The 19,498-nt window shown below is 68.7% G+C and carries 17 protein-coding genes; 6 read left to right on the top strand and 11 right to left on the bottom strand.

Features of this window, described 5'->3' with window-relative positions:
• Positions 1-78 precede the first annotated feature (78 nt).
• The gene (locus tag OG966_RS29985) at positions 79-2,250 is read left to right on the top strand and encodes a RecQ family ATP-dependent DNA helicase (protein ID WP_326653062.1); all 2,172 of its coding nucleotides are present in this window, start codon (positions 79-81) and stop codon (positions 2,248-2,250) included.
• Between the two features lie 218 nt (positions 2,251-2,468).
• Positions 2,469-3,098 carry a hypothetical protein gene (locus tag OG966_RS29980; protein ID WP_326653061.1) on the top strand — a complete coding sequence of 210 codons (630 nt, stop codon included), beginning with the start codon at positions 2,469-2,471 and terminating at the stop codon, positions 3,096-3,098.
• Positions 3,099-3,176: 78 nt separating this feature from the next.
• Here OG966_RS29980 and OG966_RS29975 read toward each other — a convergent pair whose 3' ends face one another.
• The 3 genes from OG966_RS29975 to OG966_RS29965 all read right to left on the bottom strand — a co-directional run bounded on the left by OG966_RS29975 (position 3,177) and on the right by OG966_RS29965 (position 5,285).
• The gene (locus OG966_RS29975; RefSeq protein ID WP_326653060.1) at positions 3,177-3,794 is read right to left on the bottom strand and encodes a hypothetical protein; all 618 of its coding nucleotides are present in this window, start codon (positions 3,792-3,794) and stop codon (positions 3,177-3,179) included.
• Between the two features lie 88 nt (positions 3,795-3,882).
• On the bottom strand, positions 3,883-4,584 hold the full coding sequence (locus OG966_RS29970) for a ribonuclease HII (RefSeq protein WP_326653059.1): 702 nt from the start codon (positions 4,582-4,584) through the stop codon (positions 3,883-3,885).
• 74 nt (positions 4,585-4,658) lie between these two features.
• Positions 4,659-5,285 (bottom strand): TetR/AcrR family transcriptional regulator, encoded by a 627-nt coding sequence (locus OG966_RS29965; RefSeq protein WP_326653058.1) that lies wholly within the window; start codon positions 5,283-5,285, stop codon positions 4,659-4,661.
• A 120-nt stretch (positions 5,286-5,405) separates the two neighbouring features.
• Here OG966_RS29965 and OG966_RS29960 point away from each other — a divergent pair, with 120 nt between their 5' ends.
• Entirely contained in the window at positions 5,406-6,959 is a 1,554-nt protein-coding gene (locus OG966_RS29960; RefSeq protein ID WP_326655428.1) for an MFS transporter, read from the top strand.
• A gap of 77 nt (positions 6,960-7,036) precedes the next feature.
• Here OG966_RS29960 and OG966_RS29955 read toward each other — a convergent pair whose 3' ends face one another.
• From OG966_RS29955 to OG966_RS29935, 6 genes are all read right to left on the bottom strand, one after another.
• Positions 7,037-8,761 carry a DUF4153 domain-containing protein gene (locus OG966_RS29955; protein ID WP_406733732.1) on the bottom strand — a complete coding sequence of 575 codons (1,725 nt, stop codon included), beginning with the start codon at positions 8,759-8,761 and terminating at the stop codon, positions 7,037-7,039.
• A 166-nt stretch (positions 8,762-8,927) separates the two neighbouring features.
• Positions 8,928-9,836 (bottom strand): ADP-ribosylglycohydrolase family protein, encoded by a 909-nt coding sequence (locus OG966_RS29950; RefSeq protein ID WP_326653057.1) that lies wholly within the window; start codon positions 9,834-9,836, stop codon positions 8,928-8,930.
• A gap of 12 nt (positions 9,837-9,848) precedes the next feature.
• Positions 9,849-10,505 carry a histidine phosphatase family protein gene (locus tag OG966_RS29945; RefSeq protein ID WP_326653055.1) on the bottom strand — a complete coding sequence of 219 codons (657 nt, stop codon included), beginning with the start codon at positions 10,503-10,505 and terminating at the stop codon, positions 9,849-9,851.
• A gap of 93 nt (positions 10,506-10,598) precedes the next feature.
• Positions 10,599-11,204 (bottom strand): YdbC family protein, encoded by a 606-nt coding sequence (locus OG966_RS29940; protein WP_326653053.1) that lies wholly within the window; start codon positions 11,202-11,204, stop codon positions 10,599-10,601.
• Positions 11,119-11,781: an arylamine N-acetyltransferase family protein gene (locus OG966_RS40945; protein WP_406730847.1), complete on the bottom strand. Its 663-nt coding sequence runs from the start codon at positions 11,779-11,781 to the stop codon at positions 11,119-11,121. The genes OG966_RS29940 and OG966_RS40945 overlap by 86 nt, the downstream gene beginning before the upstream one ends.
• A gap of 13 nt (positions 11,782-11,794) precedes the next feature.
• Complete coding sequence (locus OG966_RS29935; RefSeq protein ID WP_326653052.1) at positions 11,795-12,637, bottom strand: arylamine N-acetyltransferase family protein; 843 nt, start codon at positions 12,635-12,637, stop codon at positions 11,795-11,797.
• A gap of 451 nt (positions 12,638-13,088) precedes the next feature.
• Between OG966_RS29935 and OG966_RS29930 the strand changes: the two genes are divergently transcribed.
• Both OG966_RS29930 and OG966_RS29925 read left to right on the top strand, forming a co-directional pair.
• Complete coding sequence (locus tag OG966_RS29930) at positions 13,089-13,619, top strand: TerD family protein (RefSeq protein WP_326653051.1); 531 nt, start codon at positions 13,089-13,091, stop codon at positions 13,617-13,619.
• 375 nt (positions 13,620-13,994) lie between these two features.
• The gene (locus OG966_RS29925) at positions 13,995-14,414 is read left to right on the top strand and encodes a nuclear transport factor 2 family protein (RefSeq protein ID WP_326653050.1); all 420 of its coding nucleotides are present in this window, start codon (positions 13,995-13,997) and stop codon (positions 14,412-14,414) included.
• An 81-nt stretch (positions 14,415-14,495) separates the two neighbouring features.
• On the opposite strand, the gene OG966_RS29920 is transcribed toward OG966_RS29925, so the two are convergent.
• Positions 14,496-17,372 (bottom strand): vitamin B12-dependent ribonucleotide reductase, encoded by a 2,877-nt coding sequence (locus OG966_RS29920; protein ID WP_326653049.1) that lies wholly within the window; start codon positions 17,370-17,372, stop codon positions 14,496-14,498.
• 171 nt (positions 17,373-17,543) lie between these two features.
• Positions 17,544-18,056 (bottom strand): transcriptional regulator NrdR, encoded by a 513-nt coding sequence (gene nrdR / locus OG966_RS29915; RefSeq protein WP_326653048.1) that lies wholly within the window; start codon positions 18,054-18,056, stop codon positions 17,544-17,546.
• A gap of 557 nt (positions 18,057-18,613) precedes the next feature.
• Here nrdR and lexA point away from each other — a divergent pair.
• The gene (gene lexA / locus OG966_RS29910) at positions 18,614-19,399 is read left to right on the top strand and encodes a transcriptional repressor LexA (RefSeq protein ID WP_326653047.1); all 786 of its coding nucleotides are present in this window, start codon (positions 18,614-18,616) and stop codon (positions 19,397-19,399) included.
• Positions 19,400-19,498 lie beyond the last annotated feature (99 nt).

Genomic DNA, 19,498 nt, shown 5'->3' with positions numbered 1-19,498 from the left:
CGACCCCTGTGGATAACTTTGTCCACAGGCCCGCGGCCTCGTTCGCGCTTTGTCAGTGGGATCGGGTTGCATGGGGGCATGACCAACGCAGACCGCGCAGATCTCAGGGCCTCGGCCGACTCCGTACTCGCCCGCCTCGTATCGGACCCGACGGGCGCGGCCCGGCTGCGCGAGGACCAGTGGCGGGCGATCGAGGCGCTCGTGGCGGAGAAGCGCCGGGCGCTGGTCGTGCAACGGACCGGGTGGGGCAAGTCCGCGGTGTATTTCGTCGCGACCTCGCTGCTGCGCGAGCGCGGCAGCGGACCGACCGTGATCGTCTCTCCCCTGCTCGCGCTCATGCGCAACCAGGTGGAGGCCGCGGCGCGGGCCGGCATCAGCGCCCGGACCATCAATTCCTCCAACACGGACGAGTGGGACACGGTCCAGGCCGAAGTGGCCGCCGGCGAGGTGGATGTGCTGCTGGTGAGCCCCGAGCGGTTGAACAATCCCGATTTCCGTGACCAGGTGCTGCCCAAGCTGGCCGCCGCCACCGGTCTGCTGGTGGTCGACGAGGCGCACTGCATCTCCGACTGGGGCCATGACTTCCGGCCCGACTACCGACGGCTGCGCACCATGCTCGCGGAGCTGCCGGCCGGGGTCCCGGTGCTCGCCACCACCGCCACGGCCAATGCCCGCGTGACCGCGGACGTCGCCGAACAGCTGGGTACGGGGGCGGGCACGGACGCCCTCGTACTGCGGGGCGCACTGGACCGGGAGAGCCTCAGCCTGAGCGTGCTCCAGCTGCCCGATGCCGCGAACCGGCTGGCCTGGCTCGCCGATCATCTCGGCGAGCTGCCCGGCTCCGGGATCATCTACACCCTCACCGTCGCGGCCGCCGAAGAGGTCACGGCGTATCTGCGCCAGTGCGGGCACACAGTGGCCTCGTACACCGGCCGTACGGAGAACGCCGACCGGCAGCAGGCCGAGGAGGACCTGCTCGCCAACCGCGTCAAGGCCCTGGTCGCCACCTCCGCGCTCGGGATGGGCTTCGACAAGCCCGATCTCGGTTTCGTCGTGCACATGGGTTCGCCCTCCTCCCCCATCGCCTACTACCAGCAGGTGGGCCGTGCGGGCCGTGGTGTGGAGCACGCGGAAGTACTGCTGCTGCCGGGTAGGGAGGACGAGGCGATCTGGCAGTACTTCGCCTCGGTCGCCTTCCCTCCGGAGGAGCTGGTGCGACGCACTCTCGATGTCCTGGCGCAAGCGGGCCGTCCGCTCTCGCTGCCCGCGCTGGAGCCGCTGGTCGAACTGCGGCGCACCCGGCTGGAGACCATGCTCAAGGTCCTCGACGTCGACGGTGCGGTGCGCCGGGTGAAAGGCGGCTGGACGACCACCGGGCAACCCTGGTCGTACGACGCCGAGCGGTATGCGTGGGTCGCCCGGCAGCGGGAGTCCGAGCAGCAGGCGATGCGTGACTACGCGACCTCGACGGGCTGCCGGATGGAGTTCCTGCGACGGCAGTTGGACGACGAGGAAGCGGCGCCGTGCGGCCGCTGCGACAACTGCTCGGGAGCTCGGTTCAGCGACAAGGTGTCCGTGGCGGCTCTGGATGCCGCGCGCGGGGAGCTGGGCAGGCCGGGTGTGGACGTGGAACCGCGCAAGATGTGGCCGACCGGGCTGGCGGCGGTGGGGGTCGGCCTCAAGGGGCGTATCCCCGAAGGGGAGCAGTCCTTCCCGGGACGTGCGCTGGGGCGCCTCTCCGACATCGGCTGGGGCAATCGGCTGCGGCCGATGCTCGCGGCGCAGGCTCCCGACGGTCCCGTGCCGGACGAGGTGGTGAAGGCTGTGGTGACCGTGCTCGCCGACTGGGCCAAGGGCCCCGGCGGCTGGGCCTCCGGTGCGGCGGACGCGCCGCCCCGGCCGGTCGGTGTGGTCACCATCGCCTCCCGCAGCAGGCCCCAGCTGGTCGGATCCCTGGGCAGCCGCATCGCCGAGGTCGGCAGGATGCCGCTGCTGGGCTCTGTCGAGTATGTGCCCGAGGCGTTGGAGGCACGGATCGCGCGCACCAACAGCGCCCAGCGGGTGCGGGCGCTGCACGAGGCGTTCACGGTGCCTCCCCAGCTGGCCGAGGCATTGGCCGAAACCGACGGGCCCTTGCTTCTGGTGGACGATCTCTCGGACAGTGGCTGGACCCTCGCGGTGGCGGCGCGACTGCTGCGCAGGGCGGGTGCGAGGGGGGTGTTTCCCCTGGTCCTTGCAATTCAGACGTGACAGGAGGGTCACCGGGGCCGCAAATGGGCAGGGATAATGAGCGTCATAACCGCCGATTCCTGTCGGTGGCGCCAAATTGCTCGTTGCCGCATGCCCACGAGGGCAGCAAGAATTGGAATGCTCCCCGCACGGTCCGTTCGCGGTCCGGAAAGGCCGTGCCGCGGTGCGCCCTCACCCCACCCTGCCCGCACCCTGGGCGCGAATGTGAAGGGAGGACCGTGACCTTCGGATTCGCTCCGTCCGCAGCCACTTCGATCACGACGTCAGCCGGCTCTGCCAACCGCCTCGCCAGGATGCTCGAGCCCGCCGAGTGGGCGTCAGCCGGGATCCCGCTGCTCCGCAACCCCCGCGAGGTGGTCAGCGGACTGCACACGCGGCATGCGCCGGCACCTGCGACAGCCGTCGTCGCCGTGCTCGACCACGAGGACCGGCTCGCTGCCAGTGCGTCATTCTCACGGCGTTCCACGCCCGTGGACGGCTGGGAATTCCGCAACGTGCTGCTGGCGCATCTGCGCCGGGTCATCCCGCACGATCTGCGTCTGCGCGCGCCCGTGCGTACCGCCGTGCTGCTCTACTGCCGTGAGGGCGACGAGCGTTGGACGGAGGAGGACGGGGCGTGGATGTGGGGGCTGCGGGACGCCTGCACTCTGCACGGGCTGCGCTGTGGTGCGTACATCACGCTGACACGCGCCGGCTGGCAGGTTCTGGGCGAGGGACGGGGCGGGCGCCGACCCAACTCCACGTCGTCGCCCGGCCCGTTCCTCGACGGTGCGGCCGAGGCCGAGCTCCAGCCGCTGCGCACGGCGAGCGGCGCGGCTGAGGCGCTTCGGCGCACGGCGGCACGCTGAAGGTGCCACTCTCCGGCTGCCCAGGTGCTGGGCAGCCGGGTCACGACCGGACCAGGCGGTCCGTACAGGCCGTACAGGTCAGACGTCCGTGCCGAGCACGGCGTTGATCTGCTTGGGATCTCCGCACACAATCAGCAGTGCGGTCGCCTTCGCCAGGGCCGCCGGCAGCGAACGGGCGGCGTCGGCGGCGCCTCCGCTGATCGCGACGACCACCACGGGACGGGCCGAGGCACGTCCCACCGCGGCGGCGTCGGCGTAGAAGACGTCGTCTCGGGCGTCGTGCTGAGCCCAGTAGGCGGCCTCGCCGAAGGACAGCTCATGCGCGGCCCACGGGTGCTGCTCGCCAGTGGTGAGCACCAGGACGTCGCCCGGGGTGCGGCCGGAGTCGAGCAGCAGGTCGACCGCCTCGTCGGCGGCGTCGAGCGCGCCATCGGCGGGGGCGGGGATCAGCTGGATCTGCGGCACAGCGCGATTCTCCGGCCGGGGCGCCTGCGGCTGTCCGGCAGAAGTGTGGGTGCGCTGCGCCGGCGGTGCGGGCCGGGCGGTACCGGAGCCCGGGTGCCCGGGACGCGGCGAGGCCGCGGAACGCGGACCGGGTACGGGACGGGGGGTCGGCGCGGTGCGGCCTGCGGCCGGAGTTGCGCGGGGACCCTGGGCACTCTCGTGAATCTGAGGCTCCTCGGGGATGAGAGGCATGAATGGATGTCTATCAAACGCCGGTGCGGATGGCATCGGCGGGTGCGGGTGGGCACATATGTGCGCCCCTGCTGCGGAGGGGGCGAGTTCAGAATTCGAAGCCGAGCTGGCCCCCGCTTTCCAGTGCGGCCGCCTCGGCGGAGACGCGGACCTTCTTGAGGTGCCGCCACTGGGGCAGCGCGTCCAGGTAGGACCACGAGAGCCGGTGGTAAGGCGTGGGACCCCACTCCTCGAGCGCCGCCTTGTGCACGGGCGAGGGATAGCCGGCGTTGGCGGCGAAGCCGAAGTCGGCGAACTCCCCCTGCAGTTCGGCCATCATCGCGTCCCTGCGCACCTTGGCGATCACCGAAGCGGCCGCGACGGCGACACAGGACTGGTCGCCCTTGATGACCGTACGGACCTGCCAGGGCAATCCCAGGTAGTTGTGCTTGCCGTCGAGGATGATGGCGTCCGGCCGGACCGGAAGCGCATCCAGCGCACGGACGGCAGCCAGCCGCAGTGCCGCGGTCATACCCTGTTCGTCGATCTCCTCCGGCGACGCGTGCCCCAAGGCGTGCGACGTGACCCACTGTTCCAGCCGCCCGGCCAGTTCTGTACGGCGCTTCGGGCTGATCAGTTTGGAGTCGGTCAGCCCGGGGGGCGGTCTGCGCAGTCCGGTGACCGCCGCGCACACCGTGACCGGACCGGCCCACGCCCCGCGTCCAACCTCGTCGACACCTGCGACGATCTTGGCGCCGGTGGTGGCTCGGATCGAGCGCTCGACTGTGTGGGTGGGGGGTTCGTACGGCATGGCGCCAGCAAGGTTACGCCGCCGGACCCCGTGGGCGACAACCGGATTCCGCTCAGGGGCCGCGGGGCCCGCGGTCAGTCGGTTCCCGGGCGCAGCAGCGGCACCATGACCTGATCGATCATCTCGGCGACATCCTCGTCCGGCCATTCGCTGCCGCACACCTTGGAGCGGTACATCATCAGCCCCGGAATCACATCGAAAACCAGCTCACTGGTGACGTCGGAACGGACGTCGCCGCGCGTGACACCACGCCGTACCACCTCCCGGTAGAGCTGGTTCGACGGCTCGATCACACGACGCACGATCACCCCGTGAAAGCGCTCGGCGGTGGAGGTGTCGCACTCGTAAAGCACGGAGCGGAGCGCAAAGCCGGACCTGGAGTACATCGCATCGCGCACCTGCCGGCAGAGCTGAAAGAGGTCCTCGCGGATGCTGCCGTGATCGGCGGCCTCGTCGAGTACCGGCAGCCCGGCCTGCAGGGCGTCCGCGACGAGGTCCTCCTTCGACGGCCAGCGCCGGTAGACGGCAGCCTTCCCGGTCTGGGCCCCGGCGGCGACACCCTCCATGGTGAGCCCACTCCAGCCGACCGTACTCAACTGCTCCAGAGCGGCGTCGAGGATCGCGCGCTCCAGCACGGGTCCCCGACGGCGCAGCGAGACCCGGGGCGTCTCGGCGGCGGCAGTCCAGCGCGAATTGGCCATCTTCTTCTCTCCGTTGGGGACAGGAGCTGCAGTGAACGCTTGCGTTCACTGAGGGGGACTCTCTACGGTTGACGGGACAGTGAACGGATGCGTTCACTAACTCACTTGTGGGGGACGATGGTGACAACCTCTCAATTAACTGCTCCAAGCAAACCAGGAGCGGCACGCAGACAGGGACGCTCCGGGATTGCCCTGGCCGTCATTGCCGCGCTCCAGCTCATGGTGGTCCTCGACACCACGATTGTGAATATCGCGCTCCCGCACATCCAAGGGGCTCTCGAGTTCACCACGACCCAGCTGTCCTGGGTGGTCAACGCGTACACCCTCACCTTCGGGGGGCTGCTGCTGCTCGGCGGCCGCGCGGGCGACATTCTCGGCCGCCGGCGAGTGTTCGTCTTCGGTGTGCTGCTCTTCACCTTCGCCTCACTGCTGTGCGGCGTTGCGCAGGAGCCCTGGCAGATGCTCGCGGCCCGCGCGCTCCAGGGCGTCGGCGGCGCCATCGCCTCACCCACGGCGCTCGCTCTCATCACCACGACCTTCCGCGAAGGTCCCGAGCGCAACCGCGCGTTCGGCATCTTCGCCGCGGTCTCGGCCAGCGGCGCGGCCATCGGCCTGCTCGCCGGCGGCATGCTCACCGAGTGGCTGAACTGGCGTTGGGTCTTCTATGTCAACCTGCCGATCGGAATCCTGATCGCGGTGCTCGCTCCGGTCTTCATCAACGAGTCCGAACAGCACTCCGGCCGGTTCGACATCGCGGGCGCGCTCACCTCGACCGCGGGTATGGCCTCTCTGGTCTACGGCTTCATCCGGGCTTCCGAGGACGGCTGGAGCGACGGGCTCACTCTCGCCGCGTTCGCGGCGGCGATCGTGCTCCTCACCGCCTTCGTACTGACCGAGCGTCGGGCTCGGGAACCGATCACTCCGCTGCGGATGTTCGCCGACCGTAACCGCTCCGGCACGTATCTGATCATGATGAGCCTCGCCGCGGCAATGTTCGGCATGTTCTTCTTCATCGTCCTGTTCGTGCAGAACGTGCTGGACTACAGCCCTATCAACTCCGGCCTCGCCTTCCTCCCGGTCACGGTGATGATCGTCACGGCGGCGGGAATCTCCTCGAAGCTGCTGCCGGTGCTCGGACCCAAGCCGTTCCTGGCGGCCGGCGCGGTGTTCACCGGCAGCGGCATGGCATGGCTGACCGCGCTCGATCCCGGCAGCTCGTATGCGGGCGGGGTGCTGGGGCCGATGCTGCTCTTCGGCTTCGGCATGGGGCTGGTGTTCGTGACGGCGACACTCACGGCGGTCTCGGGCGTGGCGCAGCACGAATCGGGCGCGGCCTCCAGTTTGCTCAACGCCACACAGATGGTGGGTGGTTCCCTGGGCCTGTCGATTCTCATGACCGTCTTCAGCACCGCCAGCCGCAACGAGGCCGAACGGCAACTGCCGTCGTTTCTCGCGGATTCGACACCCGCGCAGAAGGAACACTTCGCCAGGACGCACGAACTGCCGCCGCCCTGGGGGCACCAGGTGCTCGCCGAAGGCATCGCGACGGCGTTCTGGGCCGGAGTCGGTCTCGTCGGACTCGCCGTGCTGACCGCGGTGTTCGTCGTCCGCGTACGCAAGAGTGACCTGGAGGCGCTCAGCGGGGCGGCGGGCGCAGGTGGCCCGGCCGCGTAAATCCGCCGCATCGATCCGGAGTACGGGCCGTGCGCGGGGGGCACGGCCCGTATCTCAGCCTCCTTGAACGGCGAATCTCACGGGGCGTCGGACGGGCTGATCTCGCCCTCCTGGCCGAACTGGGCGTCCTCGTCGTACTGATCGCGCTCCATACCGGGAAGCCCCTGATCCGCGCAGGCATACCTGGTGTCGACCTTCCGCTCCCCCAGGATCCTCCGCGCCCGCCACTCGCCCCAACTGGTCGCGTACCAGGGCTTGTGCGTGCCCTCGAGGTTCGCCGCGATGCCCTTCAGGGCGCAGGAGCGAAGCGGCTCCGGCAGCCTGTCCAGGACCGGTACGGCATCGGCCGACAGCTCCTGAAAGTACTGGACGTCGATCTTTCCGGTGCTCTCGTAACGCTGTACGTTCCGCTCGGCGACCATTCCGTCCGGGGAGAGCAGGCCGAAGGCGAGCACGGCGACCGCGGCGCTCGCCGCGACGGCGCGTGGCAGCCACTTCACGCCGAACACCCCTGCCGCCATGATCAGGACGATCACCAGACCGAGCCAGAGTTCCATCGCCGCCACCGACACCCGGAGCCGCGTCAGCCCATACGCGTCGACGTACAGATCCAGCCGGCGCAGCGCCGAGGCGACCACGACCAGGGTGAGCAGGCAGAGGGTGCCGAGGACGGCATGGACCAGAGTGCGGTCGCGGGCACCGTCGCGCGGGGCCCAGCGCAGCGCGAGCGCGATCACGAGCAGCGTGAGCAGTGTGGCCCAGAGCAACTGCCAGAAGCCCTGCCGCGCGTACTCCGCGTACGTCAGTCCGGTCTCGCGCAACACCGTGTCGTATCCGCCGAAGAGAACGGCGAGCTGGACAGCGATGAAGGCGGCGAAGAGCAGATTCAGCACGATGAGCGGCAGCGCCCACTCCCAGCGTGCGCGGGCCCGGCCGGGGCGCACGGTGAGGCGGTCCCAGCGCAGCGGAGCCGCTGCGGTGTGTGCGGCGGCGAGCGCTCCGACCAGACCGAGCAGGAAGAGAAGGAAGCGCCAGGGGGCGTCGGCAACCGAGATATCCGGGATCAGGCCGCCGAGCAGATCGGCGAAGGCCGCGTCGGCGCCGGCGAAGAGCGCGCCGAAGACGATCAGCAGCACTGCCGCGACCGCTGCGCTACGGACCACCGGGCCCCAGCGGCCGCGCGAGCTGCCCGTGCGCTCGCGCAGTCCGCGCGCTCCCCAGGCCATGCCGGAACCGATCGCGCCCAGCAGTCCCAGCGAGCCGAGGAGTACGCCCGGCCAGCTGCGGCCGCCGTGCAGAGCCAGGGATCCGGCCGCCAGCGCCGCGACGACGGCGAGGAACGTCGGCCAGCCTGCGTCCCTCAGCACCGGAACCGCCAGCAGCACCACCCCGCCGGCCGCCCACACACAGGTCCAGGGACGCAGTCGGCGACCGGCCGTGCGGGCTGCGAAGTACGCGCCGAGGGCGGCGGGCACCGCCACGATCAGCAGGTTCACACCCGCTCCGTCACCCAGCAGAAACGCGCTGAGCAGGGCCGTGGCCAGAGCCGACCAGAGCGTGGCGACCCCGACCCCGGCCGGCTGCCTGGGGCGTATCCGTACGACCCAGGCAGCCGGCTCGTTGGACTGCCATTGCTGCCACTGGGGTGGCGGCTTGTACGGATCGGACGTCACCCGCTTCGGCGCCTGCTTCGGCTCCGCGACCGAAACGCTCGGTTCTGTGCCCGGATCGGGCTCGGAAGCCGAGGGCGGTGTGGCGCGTATGTCTGACACGGGACCCCCTCCTGACCGGGCGCGGTGCACGTCGGCAGGACGGTGCGTACGACCCGGTGTTCGTCTGCGCACGCCCGTGATGATCAACGCGGCGTGTCGGACAGGCTAGCCCGGGCACGCCGGATCCACGCCCCCGTATACGGGCGCGAGGCCGGACCGTGACCGCCGGGCCGCTCAACGGCCCGGCGGCAGCAGCTCAGCGGGGCCGGCCGGGCACCCACTCCGGAAGCGGTTCGGTCTGCTCCAGCCAGGCGGCCGACGGCTGCCCGGTCTTGCCCGCCGCCACCACGCCACAGGCGATGGCGCACGTGGTATCGACGTCCCCGCCCACTTGTGCGGTCGTCCAGAAGACCCGCTCGAAGTCGCTGAGCGAGCGGGCCGCGGACCACAGTGCGAACGGCACGGTGTCGTGCGCACTGGTGCGCCGACCACTGCCGAGGACGGCGGCGACAGTCCCGGCATCCTTGTAGTCGAGCATGTCCCGTGCCCGGCGCAGACCGGCTCCCACGGCGCTGCGCGGCACGAGCGCGACGACGCCGTCGAGCAGCTCCTCGGGCCCGGGCGGGCCCGCGGGATCCGCGACGATCGCGGCGGCCGCCGCGACGGCCATGGCGCCGACGACGGCCTCACGGTGCTGGTGCGTGGTGTACGAGGAGATTTCGGCCTGGTGGGTGGCCTGTTCCGGGTCGCCGGCGTACCAGGCACCGAGCGGTGCGATACGCATCGCCGAGCCGTTGCCCCATGAGCCCTGGCCGTTGAAGAGCTCGGCGGCCAGCTCCCGCCAGTCGCCCCCCTCCCTGATCAGTCGGAGCATCCGGTTGACGGCAGGGCCGTAGCCGCGGTCGAAGTCGTGGTGCTCGGCGAAGGACCGCGCGAGCACGTCCTGGTCCACCCGCTGGTGGTCCGCCAGCACGGCAAGTACCGAGCAGGCCATCTCTGTGTCGTCGGTCCACTGCCAGAGGCCTGGAGGCAGCTCGCGCTGTTTCAGCAGGGGATAGTTCGAGGGTACGAAGAACTGGGAGCCCAGGGCGTCTCCCACGGACAGTCCGCGCAGACTGTCCAGGGCGCGTTCGAAGCGCCGGTCGCGAGAGGAATCAGCGGTCATCTTCCTGCCACTCTATCCGGCGCCGTACGGCTCGGGGGTGCGCCAGCGTTCGAACGGCCGGTCCAGTGTGTAGCGCCCGTCGTCGCCGAGCTGCAGTATCCGGGTCTCGGCGTTACCGGGGTTGGACAGCGACTCGAACTCCGCCACCGACCAGTGGAACCACCGCATACAGAACAGCCTCATGGTCAGTCCGTGCGTGACCAGGAGCACGTTCGGCGGGTGGTCCGGCGCCTCGAAGCTCCGGTACAGGCTCTCCAGGAACGCCCCGACCCGGTCGTACACGTCCGCCCCCGACTCGCCCTGGGCGAAGCGGTAGAAGAAGTGGCCGTAGCTGTCCCGGTAGGCCTTCTGCAGCCGGGAGTCCTCCCTGTCCTGCCAGTTCCCCCAGTCCTGCTCGCGCAGCCTTGGCTCCTCCCTGACCCGCACAAGCTCCGGGTCGAGGTGGAACGCCCGGAAGGTCTCATGAGTGCGGCGGTAGGGCGAGACATAGGCGCTGACGGGCTCGCGTCCGAACAGCTCACGCAGGCGCGCACCCGTCTCCTCGGCCTGCACCAGGCCGGTCGCGGTCAGCCGCAGCGCATGGTCGGGCACACGTTCGTAAACGGTGTCGTCGGCGTTGCCTTCCGACTCGCCGTGCCGGACGAGAACAATGCGTTGCGGTCGTGCCATGCCATGACAGTAGATCGGTCCGGACGCGGCCGAGCAGTCGGGCCGGGTCCGGACGGCGAATCCGCAGCTCCACGGACCTGCCGACAGCCGGACTCAGACCGTCCAGGACGGTTCGAGCTGCACCACATCACCGGCAAGCGCCGCGACATCCGCCTCGGTCTGCGCGCGCAGCAGCAGCCGCTCCACCCGCTCCCTCCGGTACTTCCCGTGCTCCGCCTCCGACCGCCACATCGACATCACCAGGAACTCGCTCCCCGGCGCCTCGCCGAACACCCCGCGCACCATCCCGGGCGACCCGGCCATCGCCGGGTTCCACACTTTCTCCTGCATCAGGGCGTAGTGGTCGACCCGGTCCTCGTGCACCCGGCAGTGCGCGACCCGCACCACGTCGGCGTCCGTGAACCGCGGCTCGAAGCCCGTCTTCACATCGAAACGGTAATCGAAGAGTTTGACCTGTATATCCCTGTACGTCCCAGACTGACCGGCTGCCAGCCGGTCGTGGGAGCGCGCCATGAACGAGTCGTAGAACGCCCTGCTCTCCCAGAACGCGAATACATGGGCGACATGCGGCCGCCCCCTGCTCCACCCACCGCCCTGCCCCCGGAATCCCGGCTCACCCAGCAGCCCCGCCCACTTCCGCTGCCCCCGCTCGAACCCTCGACGGTCCATCACGGTGCAGCGAATCCACTTGACCAGCACCGCGCCATCGTACGGCGCGGAAGGTGGCCCCGGTCACTCTCGGGCGGAGTGCACCCGTACCAGCTCGGCCGACTCCTCCGCATCCAGTTCGATCCCGAACACATCGGCCAGGGTCCGGGGCAAACTCCCCCGCCGGAATCTGCCGTTCCGATCCAGGACCGTCGGGGCTCGCGACCGACAGCCGCGCGCCCACCAGACTGTGGCGTACGCCCTCTCCCGTCCGCTGCACCACCGCCCGCGAGATGAAGGGCGAGCGTGGATGAGTCGACGTGTAATGGCTCATCACGGCATAGTCGACGGGGAAACGCTTCTCCATTGTGAAGCCGTACAGATCGAACCAGCCGTCCGGATGCAGCGCGCGCAGTGCCCGGACCTCGTTGTCCTCGCGCGCGATGGCGAACGTCCACCCTCCCTGCCGCACTTCGACGCCGTCCCGCATCGGAATCGGCTCCAACAGCCCTTCACCGCCGAACCCGACGTACGCAGCGTCGCGCGGTCGGGCTCGGCGCCCTCCAGGTACTCCGTACAGCCGGTGCGCCGCAGATACGCGGCGAGGTCCAGCTCGCCACCGCTCCACAGGGTCCCTGTCGTCACCGGCAGCCCCGACTCCGCTCGTTCAGTGCGCGCAGGGCCCGCAGCCGCGCGGCATCCTCGGCATCCACTTGGATACCGAAGACCCCTTCCAGTACGGACGTCAGCTCAACCGCCGGCACGATGCGCCGCTCGTGCGTACCGTCCGTGCGCGACACGTTCAGTTCGTCACGCACAAGGGCGCGACGCACGTGTGGGCCAGGCAGCTGCGCCACCACCTGACCGACGAATCGCGACTGCGGATGGGTTGAGCTGTAGTGGTTCATGACCGTGAAATCTGCGGGATAGAGCGATGCCGGAGCGAACGCGTACAGATCGGCCCACCCTTCGGGACCGAGAGTCCGCAGTACGTGAGTCCCCTCGTCCTCCAGGGTGATCCCGAAGGTCCATCCGCCCTGCACCACCTCGGCCCCGTGCAGCAGAGGCACCGGCTCCAGAATTCCGGACGCGCCGAACCCCGTGTCGGCGAGCCAGAGTTCGCCGTCCACCATCACCACCAGGACCGCGTGGGTCACCGGCCGCAGTCCGGGCCCACTCGCCCGAATGCGGGCGCCGCGCCCCGCCACCTGGAAGCCGATCCGCTCCAGCACGGCGGCGAACAGGGAGTTCTGTTCGTAGCAGTAGCCGCCGCGCCGTCGGCCAACCAGCTTCGCCTGCAGGCTCTTCAAATCCAGCGGCACACTCCGGCCGAGCGCCACTTCCAGATTCTCGAAGGGAATCGATGCGACATGCGCCCGCATGAGCGCCCGCAGCGTCTCCAGATCCGGCGCGAGCGCCGCCCCGTCGTACCCGGTCCGCGCCAAGTACGCGTCCAAGTCGAGTTCTTCACTACTCCATGTCATGCTTCCCACCCCCGTTTGAACGCCGACGACCCAAGCGGCCCGGCCTGCACAATGATCGTCATGACAGCGCTGCACACCAACCCTTTGTTCGCTGCTCGGGTCCGCGGAACGCATTCTGGTCGCGGGTGCGGGCGGCGGATTCGACGTGTACGCCGGGCTTCCGGTGGCGCTCTTCCTCCTGCACCAGGGCAAGGACGTGCATCTGGCCAACGTGTCGTTCAGCGCGATCGAGGGCCTGCCGCTGTCTGGACCGGATCGAGAACACTCATCTGATCCGTCAGGTCAGCAGCGCCATCGAGTCCTTCCGCGAGGAAGTCGTGCGACAACGACCGCCGCGGCGCATCCCGGACTGAGCGTGCGCAACTACCCGTGGTACGGGAGCGTAAGCGTGACAGCATGGTCAACCGAGGTAAAAATCCTGGCGGTTGCGGGCACGGGGAAGGGGAATCTGGTGAACAGTCTCAACAAGGGGGTCCGGAAGGCCGAGGTAACACTCAGGTGGGATCCGAGCCCCCTGGGCGAGCCGGCACATGATCTCGACATCGTCGCCGCGACGTACCGGGCGGACGCCACGCATGGTGAACCGGCGTACGTCGTGCACTTCGACAGCCGGTCGCCGGACGGCACCATCATCCTGACCAGGGACAGCACGACCGGACAGGGCTTCGGCTCCGACGAGGTCATGACGCTGGAGTTCGACCGGCTGGCGGCCACGTACGGGCGCGTCGTCGTGGGTGTGGCCATCCAGCAGCGGGAGGGACGGAGGGTGTTCGCCGACATAGCGAACACCCTCGTCCGTGTATTCGAAGGGCACACCGAGCTGGGGAAGAGCGACTTCGCCAGCGTCTTGGGATCCACCGCCGCAGTCGTCGGGGAGTTCATCCGGAGCGAGGCGGGCGAGTGGGAATTCCACCTGGCCGTCCGCGGATTCGACGCCGACCCACAGTCCTTCGTCGAGGTCATGGGCGGCAGTACTTACTGAGCACGCGCTGCATCCCGTACGCATGAGTGAGGGGCGTCGGCACAGTGCCGACGCCCCTCCTCTCGTTCCGTCGGGTGCTACCGCTCGCAAGATCGAGACCCGCGCAGTAGAAACAGCCGGGGAGCCGAAGTGCGCGTCGGCTCCCCGGCTCGATCAAGTGCTGTCACGCCCGAAGGGCGCTGGCTCTTTGGCGCAGAGCACTTATTCCTGGCATGCGCTATTCCTCCGCACCCGGCCTGTCGGTCCCGAAGGCCCAAGTGCCTGCGCCGGCACTCCCGCCGCGGCCGGCCTCTCACAAGGAAGGTTGCCCGCAACGGCACTCGAGCCTGTTGACTGGCAGGCCGGACCTGAAAGGCACGAGGTGACGGAGGAGTCATGGGCGAGACCGAGAACACGCGACTGCTGCAGCACATCTTCGGCGGGTTGGCGGAAGGGAACGGCCAGCCCCTCGCCGAGAGCCTCGCCGACGACTTCAGCTGGACGATCATCGGTACGACGAAATGGTCCGGGACCTATGAGGGTAAGCAGGCCGTCCTCAACGAGCTCTTTCGGCCGCTGCTCGCCCAGTTCGCGGATACATACACGAACGCCCCACAACGTTTCATCGCCGCCGGCGATTGCGTGGTCGTGGAGTGCAGAGGTCGCGCCACCACCACGGAAGGGAAGCCCTATCACAATACGTACTGCTGGGTTTGCCACATCAAAGAGGGAAAGCTGCAATCACTGACCGAGTACTGCGATACCGACCTGATAGCAAGAACGCTTGGGGATCCGGGCGACGTGAAGCCCCGCTAGCCACTGCGGCCGAGTGGGGAGCCGGTAGTTCACCGACTCCCCACCACGAGCAGTTACTTCACGCCTGCAAGGCGCTCACATTCAGCTGCAGCCGCTGGTCGAGCCGCAGCCCTCGCAGATGTAGCAGGAGCCGGCCCGCTGCATCTTCGTCCCGCAGGAGAAGCACAGCGGCGCGTCCGCGCTGATGCCCAGCTGCATCTCGACGAGCTCCGCCGAGGTGTGCGGAGCCGGAACCTCCACCTTCGGGACGGCGACAGCCTTCAGCGTCTCCTGCTGACGCGGTGCGGACTGGGCCAGGCCCTCGACGTCCATCTCGTCGTCGGAGGGTTCGTACGAACCGGTCTCCAGGTGACGCTGGCGCTCCTCGGCCGAGTGGATGCCGAGCGCCGAGCGCGTCTCGAAGGGCAGGAAGTCCAGCGCCAGGCGGCGGAAGATGTAGTCAACGATCGACTGCGCCATCCGCACGTCCGGGTCGTCCGTCATACCGGCCGGCTCGAAGCGCATGTTGGTGAACTTCGAGACGTACGTCTCGAGCGGGACGCCGTACTGCAGACCGACCGAGACGGCGATGGAGAAGGCGTCCATCATGCCGGCGAGGGTGGAACCCTGCTTCGACATCTTCAGGAAGACCTCGCCGAGACCGTCGTCCGGGTAGGAGTTGGCGGTCATGTAGCCCTCGGCGCCGCCCACCGTGAAGGAGGTGGTGATGCCGGGACGGCCCTTCGGAAGACGCTTGCGGACCGGGCGGTACTCGACGACCTTCTCGACCGCGGCCCGGATCGTCTCCTCGGTCTTCTCGGTGACCGCGGCCTTCTCCTTCTCCTTGGTCTTGGCGGAGAGGGGCTGGCCGACCTTGCAGTTGTCGCGGTAGATCGCGAGCGCCTTGACGCCCATCTTCCACGCTTCGAAGTAGACCTCTTCGACGTCCTCGACAGTGGCGGTCTCCGGCAGGTTGACCGTCTTGGAGAGCGCGCCGGAGATCCACGGCTGGATGGCCGCCATCATGCGGACATGGCCCATCGCGGAGATGGAGCGCTCACCCATCGCGCAGTCGAAGACCTCGTAGTGCTCGGTCTTCAGGCCGGGAGCGTCGATCACATTGCCGTGGTCGGCGATGTGGGCGACGATCGCCTCGATCTGCTCCTCCTGGTAGCCCAGGCGGCGCAGGGCCTGCGGGACCGTGCCGTTGACGATCTGCATCGAGCCGCCGCCGACCAGCTTCTTGAACTTGACCAGGGCGAGGTCGGGCTCGAGGCCGGTGGTGTCGCAGGACATCGCGAGACCGATGGTGCCGGTGGGCGCGATGACCGAGGCCTGCGCGTTGCGGAAGCCGTTCTTGGCGCCGAGGCGGATCACGTCCTGCCAGGCCTCCGTGGCGGCGGCCCAGATCGGCGAGTCCAGATCGTCCACGTGGACGGCAGACGTGTTGGCGTCGGCGTGCTGCTTCATGACCCGCTGATGCGGCTCTGCGTTGCGGGCGTAGCCGTCGTACGCGCCGACGACAGCGGCGAGCTCGGCGGAGCGCTTGTACGAAGTGCTCGTCATCAGCGAGGTGATGGCGCCGGCGAGCGCACGGCCGCCGTCGGAGTCGTACGCGTGACCCGTGGCCATCAGCAGGGCGCCGAGGTTGGCGTAGCCGATGCCCAGCTGGCGGTAGGCGCGGGTGTTCTCGCCGATCTTCTGCGTCGGGAAGTCCGCGAAGCAGATGGAGATGTCCATCGCGGTGATGACCAGCTCGACGACCTTGGCGAAGCGCTCGACCTCGAAGGACTGATTGCCCTTGCCGTCGTCCTTGAGGAACTTCATCAGGTTCAGCGAGGCGAGGTTGCACGAGGTGTTGTCCAGGTGCATGTACTCGCTGCAGGGGTTCGAGCCGTTGATCCGGCCGGACTCCGGGCAGGTGTGCCAGTTGTTGATCGTGTCGTCGTACTGGATTCCGGGGTCGGCACAGGCCCAGGCCGCCTCGGCCATCTTGCGGAAGAGCGACTTGGCGTCGACCTCCTCGATCACATCGCCGGTCATCCGGGCGCGCAGCCCGAACTTGCCGTCGGCCTCGACGGCCTTCATGAACTCGTCATTCACACGGACCGAGTTGTTGGCGTTCTGGTACTGGACGGACGTGATGTCGTCGCCGCCCAGGTCCATGTCGAAGCCCGCGTCGCGCAGGGCGCGGATCTTCTCCTCTTCCTTCACCTTGGTCTCGATGAAGTTCTCGATGTCGGGGTGGTCGACGTCGAGGATGACCATCTTCGCCGCGCGGCGGGTGGCGCCGCCCGACTTGATCGTTCCCGCGGAGGCGTCCGCGCCACGCATGAAGGAGACCGGGCCGGAGGCGTTGCCGCCGGAGGAGAGCAGCTCCTTGGAGGAGCGGATACGGGAGAGGTTCAGGCCGGCGCCGGAGCCGCCCTTGAAGATCATGCCCTCTTCCTTGTACCAGTCGAGGATCGACTCCATGGAGTCGTCGACGGCCAGGATGAAGCAGGCGGAGACCTGCTGCGGCTGTGGCGTCCCGACGTTGAACCACACCGGCGAGTTGAAGCTGAAGATCTGGTGCAGGAGGGCATACGCCAGCTCGTGCTCGAAGATCTCGGCGTCGGCGGGCGAGGCGAAGTAGCTGTAGTCCTCGCCGGCCTTCCGGTACGTCTTCACGATCCGGTCGATGAGCTGCTTGAGACCGGTCTCGCGCTGCGGGGTGCCGACAGCCCCGCGGAAGTACTTGCTGGTGACGATGTTGACCGCGTTCACCGACCAGAAGTCGGGGAACTCGACGCCACGCTGCTCAAAGTTGACCGAGCCGTCGCGCCAATTGGTCATGACGACGTCACGGCGCTCCCAGACAACCTCGTCGTACGGATGCACGCCGGGGGTGGTGTGGATTCGCTCGATACGCAGACCCTTGCTCGCCTTGGATCCCTTGGCGCGGGACCCTCGTGCCGGGCCGCTCGTCGTCTCTGTCATGCCGCCTCCCATACATGGGCAAAAACGCCCTGAAGTGCCCAGATCTTCCCGTGGCACATTGTGTGTCTGATGCCCCGGGCGCCGCACACGGCGCCCGCGACAGGTCTTCTGCCGCTCAGCTGCCGGCCGACGGGCCATTTCCGCGGGCCCGGGCCGGTCAGCCGGTACTGCTCAGTCGGCGGCGGTGGCGGGCACGGGGACCTCGAGGGTCTCGCCGGTCCCGCATTTCTCTGCGGGAGGCCGCTGCTCGCGGAGTTCCGCGATGGCGGCCTCGAAGTCTTCGAGTGAGTCGAAAGCCCGGTACACCGACGCGAAACGCAGGTACGCGACGAGGTCGAGTTCCTGCAGGGGGCCGAGTATGGCCAGACCCACGTCATGGGTGGTCAGCTCGGCGCTGCCGGTGGCACGCAGCGCTTCCTCGACCCGCTGGCCGAGCTTGGCGAGGGCGTCCTCGGTGACCGGCCGCCCCTGGCACGCCTTGCGCACGCCGGAGATGACCTTGGTACGGCTGAAGGGTTCAGTCACCCCACTGCGCTTGATGACCATCAGCGAGGCGGTTTCCACCGTCGTGAACCGGCGCGAGCAGTCGGGGCACTGCCGGCGACGCCGGATCGACGTTCCGTCGTCGGTGGTGCGACTGTCGACGACACGGCTGTCGGGGTGCCTGCAGAAGGGGCAGTGCATGGCTCCCAACCCTCCTTCACAGCACGACTGAATAGCCTCGGCGGGTAGATCGAAGCCCTCCGAAGCAGCCCCAAGCATAGGCGATGCCCACGGTCTTGGAGGACCAGGGACCACAACTTCTGGGCGACAGAGACAATCCAACCACTAGATCTGGGGTTTGGTTGCGCTTTTGAGTCTCAGCGCGTGTCGCACGGCGGGGGCGCGGAGGGGCCGCGCCGCAATGCGGTGCGGCGCCGCGGGAAGGCCGCACCAGCGGCAAGCCCCACGTCGCGACATCCGGGAGGCGCGGGACCGGCCACGGGACGACGGGAAACGCGCGGCTCCGTGGATTCCGGACCGCCGGGTGCCAGACTGGAATCACCCCGCCTCACCGTGCCGCGGCGCCGAAGGTTAGCGTAGTGGCCCGAAATGCCTCGTCGGCAGATCGTTCGCACATACACCCAGCCACACGCCCACGTCAGGCGATCTGCGAATTTTCACTCGAACGTGTGTTTGGCGCAACCTTTCGAAACCAACTACCGTTGTCCAGCTAGGGAGACCATTCGAGAGGGGCCGACGTGACCACCACCGCAGACAGTGCCACCATCACTGCCCAGGACCGCTCCCAGAACCGATTCGAGCCGGTGCATGCCATGAATGACGCAGCCACGACCCCGGAGGGTCCCAAGCCCACTCGTTCGCTGCCCGGCCGACCTCCAGGGATCCGGGCAGACAGCTCCGGCCTCACGGATCGGCAGCGGCGCGTCATCGAGGTGATCAGGGACTCCGTGCAGCGGCGCGGATACCCACCGTCGATGCGCGAGATCGGTCAGGCGGTAGGCCTGTCCAGCACCTCATCCGTCGCACATCAACTGATGGCGTTGGAGCGCAAGGGTTTCCTGCGCAGGGACCCGCACCGGCCCAGGGCGTACGAGGTACGTGGATCGGACCAGCCGAGCACCCAGCCGACGGACACGACCGGCAAGCCGGCCGCGTCGTACGTGCCACTCGTCGGCCGGATCGCGGCAGGCGGCCCGATCCTCGCGGAGGAATCCGTCGAGGACGTCTTTCCGCTCCCCCGCCAGCTGGTCGGTGACGGCGAGCTGTTCGTACTGAAGGTCGTCGGTGACTCGATGATCGAGGCCGCGATCTGCGACGGGGACTGGGTGACGGTGCGACGCCAGCCCGTCGCGGAGAACGGGGACATCGTCGCCGCGATGCTGGACGGCGAGGCCACGGTCAAGCGGTTCAAGCGGGAGAGCGGCCATGTGTGGCTGCTCCCCCACAATGCCGCCTACCAGCCCATCCCCGGTGACGAGGCGACGATCCTCGGCAAGGTGGTGGCGGTGCTCCGGCGGGTGTGACAGACCCGCCGGCTCTGACCGGGCCCCGGGACCCACTGCGCCGGTCCCGGGGCCCTGCTGTGTCCATGGGCGGTTGAGTGTGACTGAGTGCCGTTCGGT

The sequence above is a fragment of the Streptomyces sp. NBC_01750 genome (assembly GCF_035918095.1).
In the GTDB taxonomy this organism is placed as follows: domain Bacteria; phylum Actinomycetota; class Actinomycetes; order Streptomycetales; family Streptomycetaceae; genus Streptomyces.
This window is presented reverse-complemented; position numbering and strand designations above follow the sequence as displayed.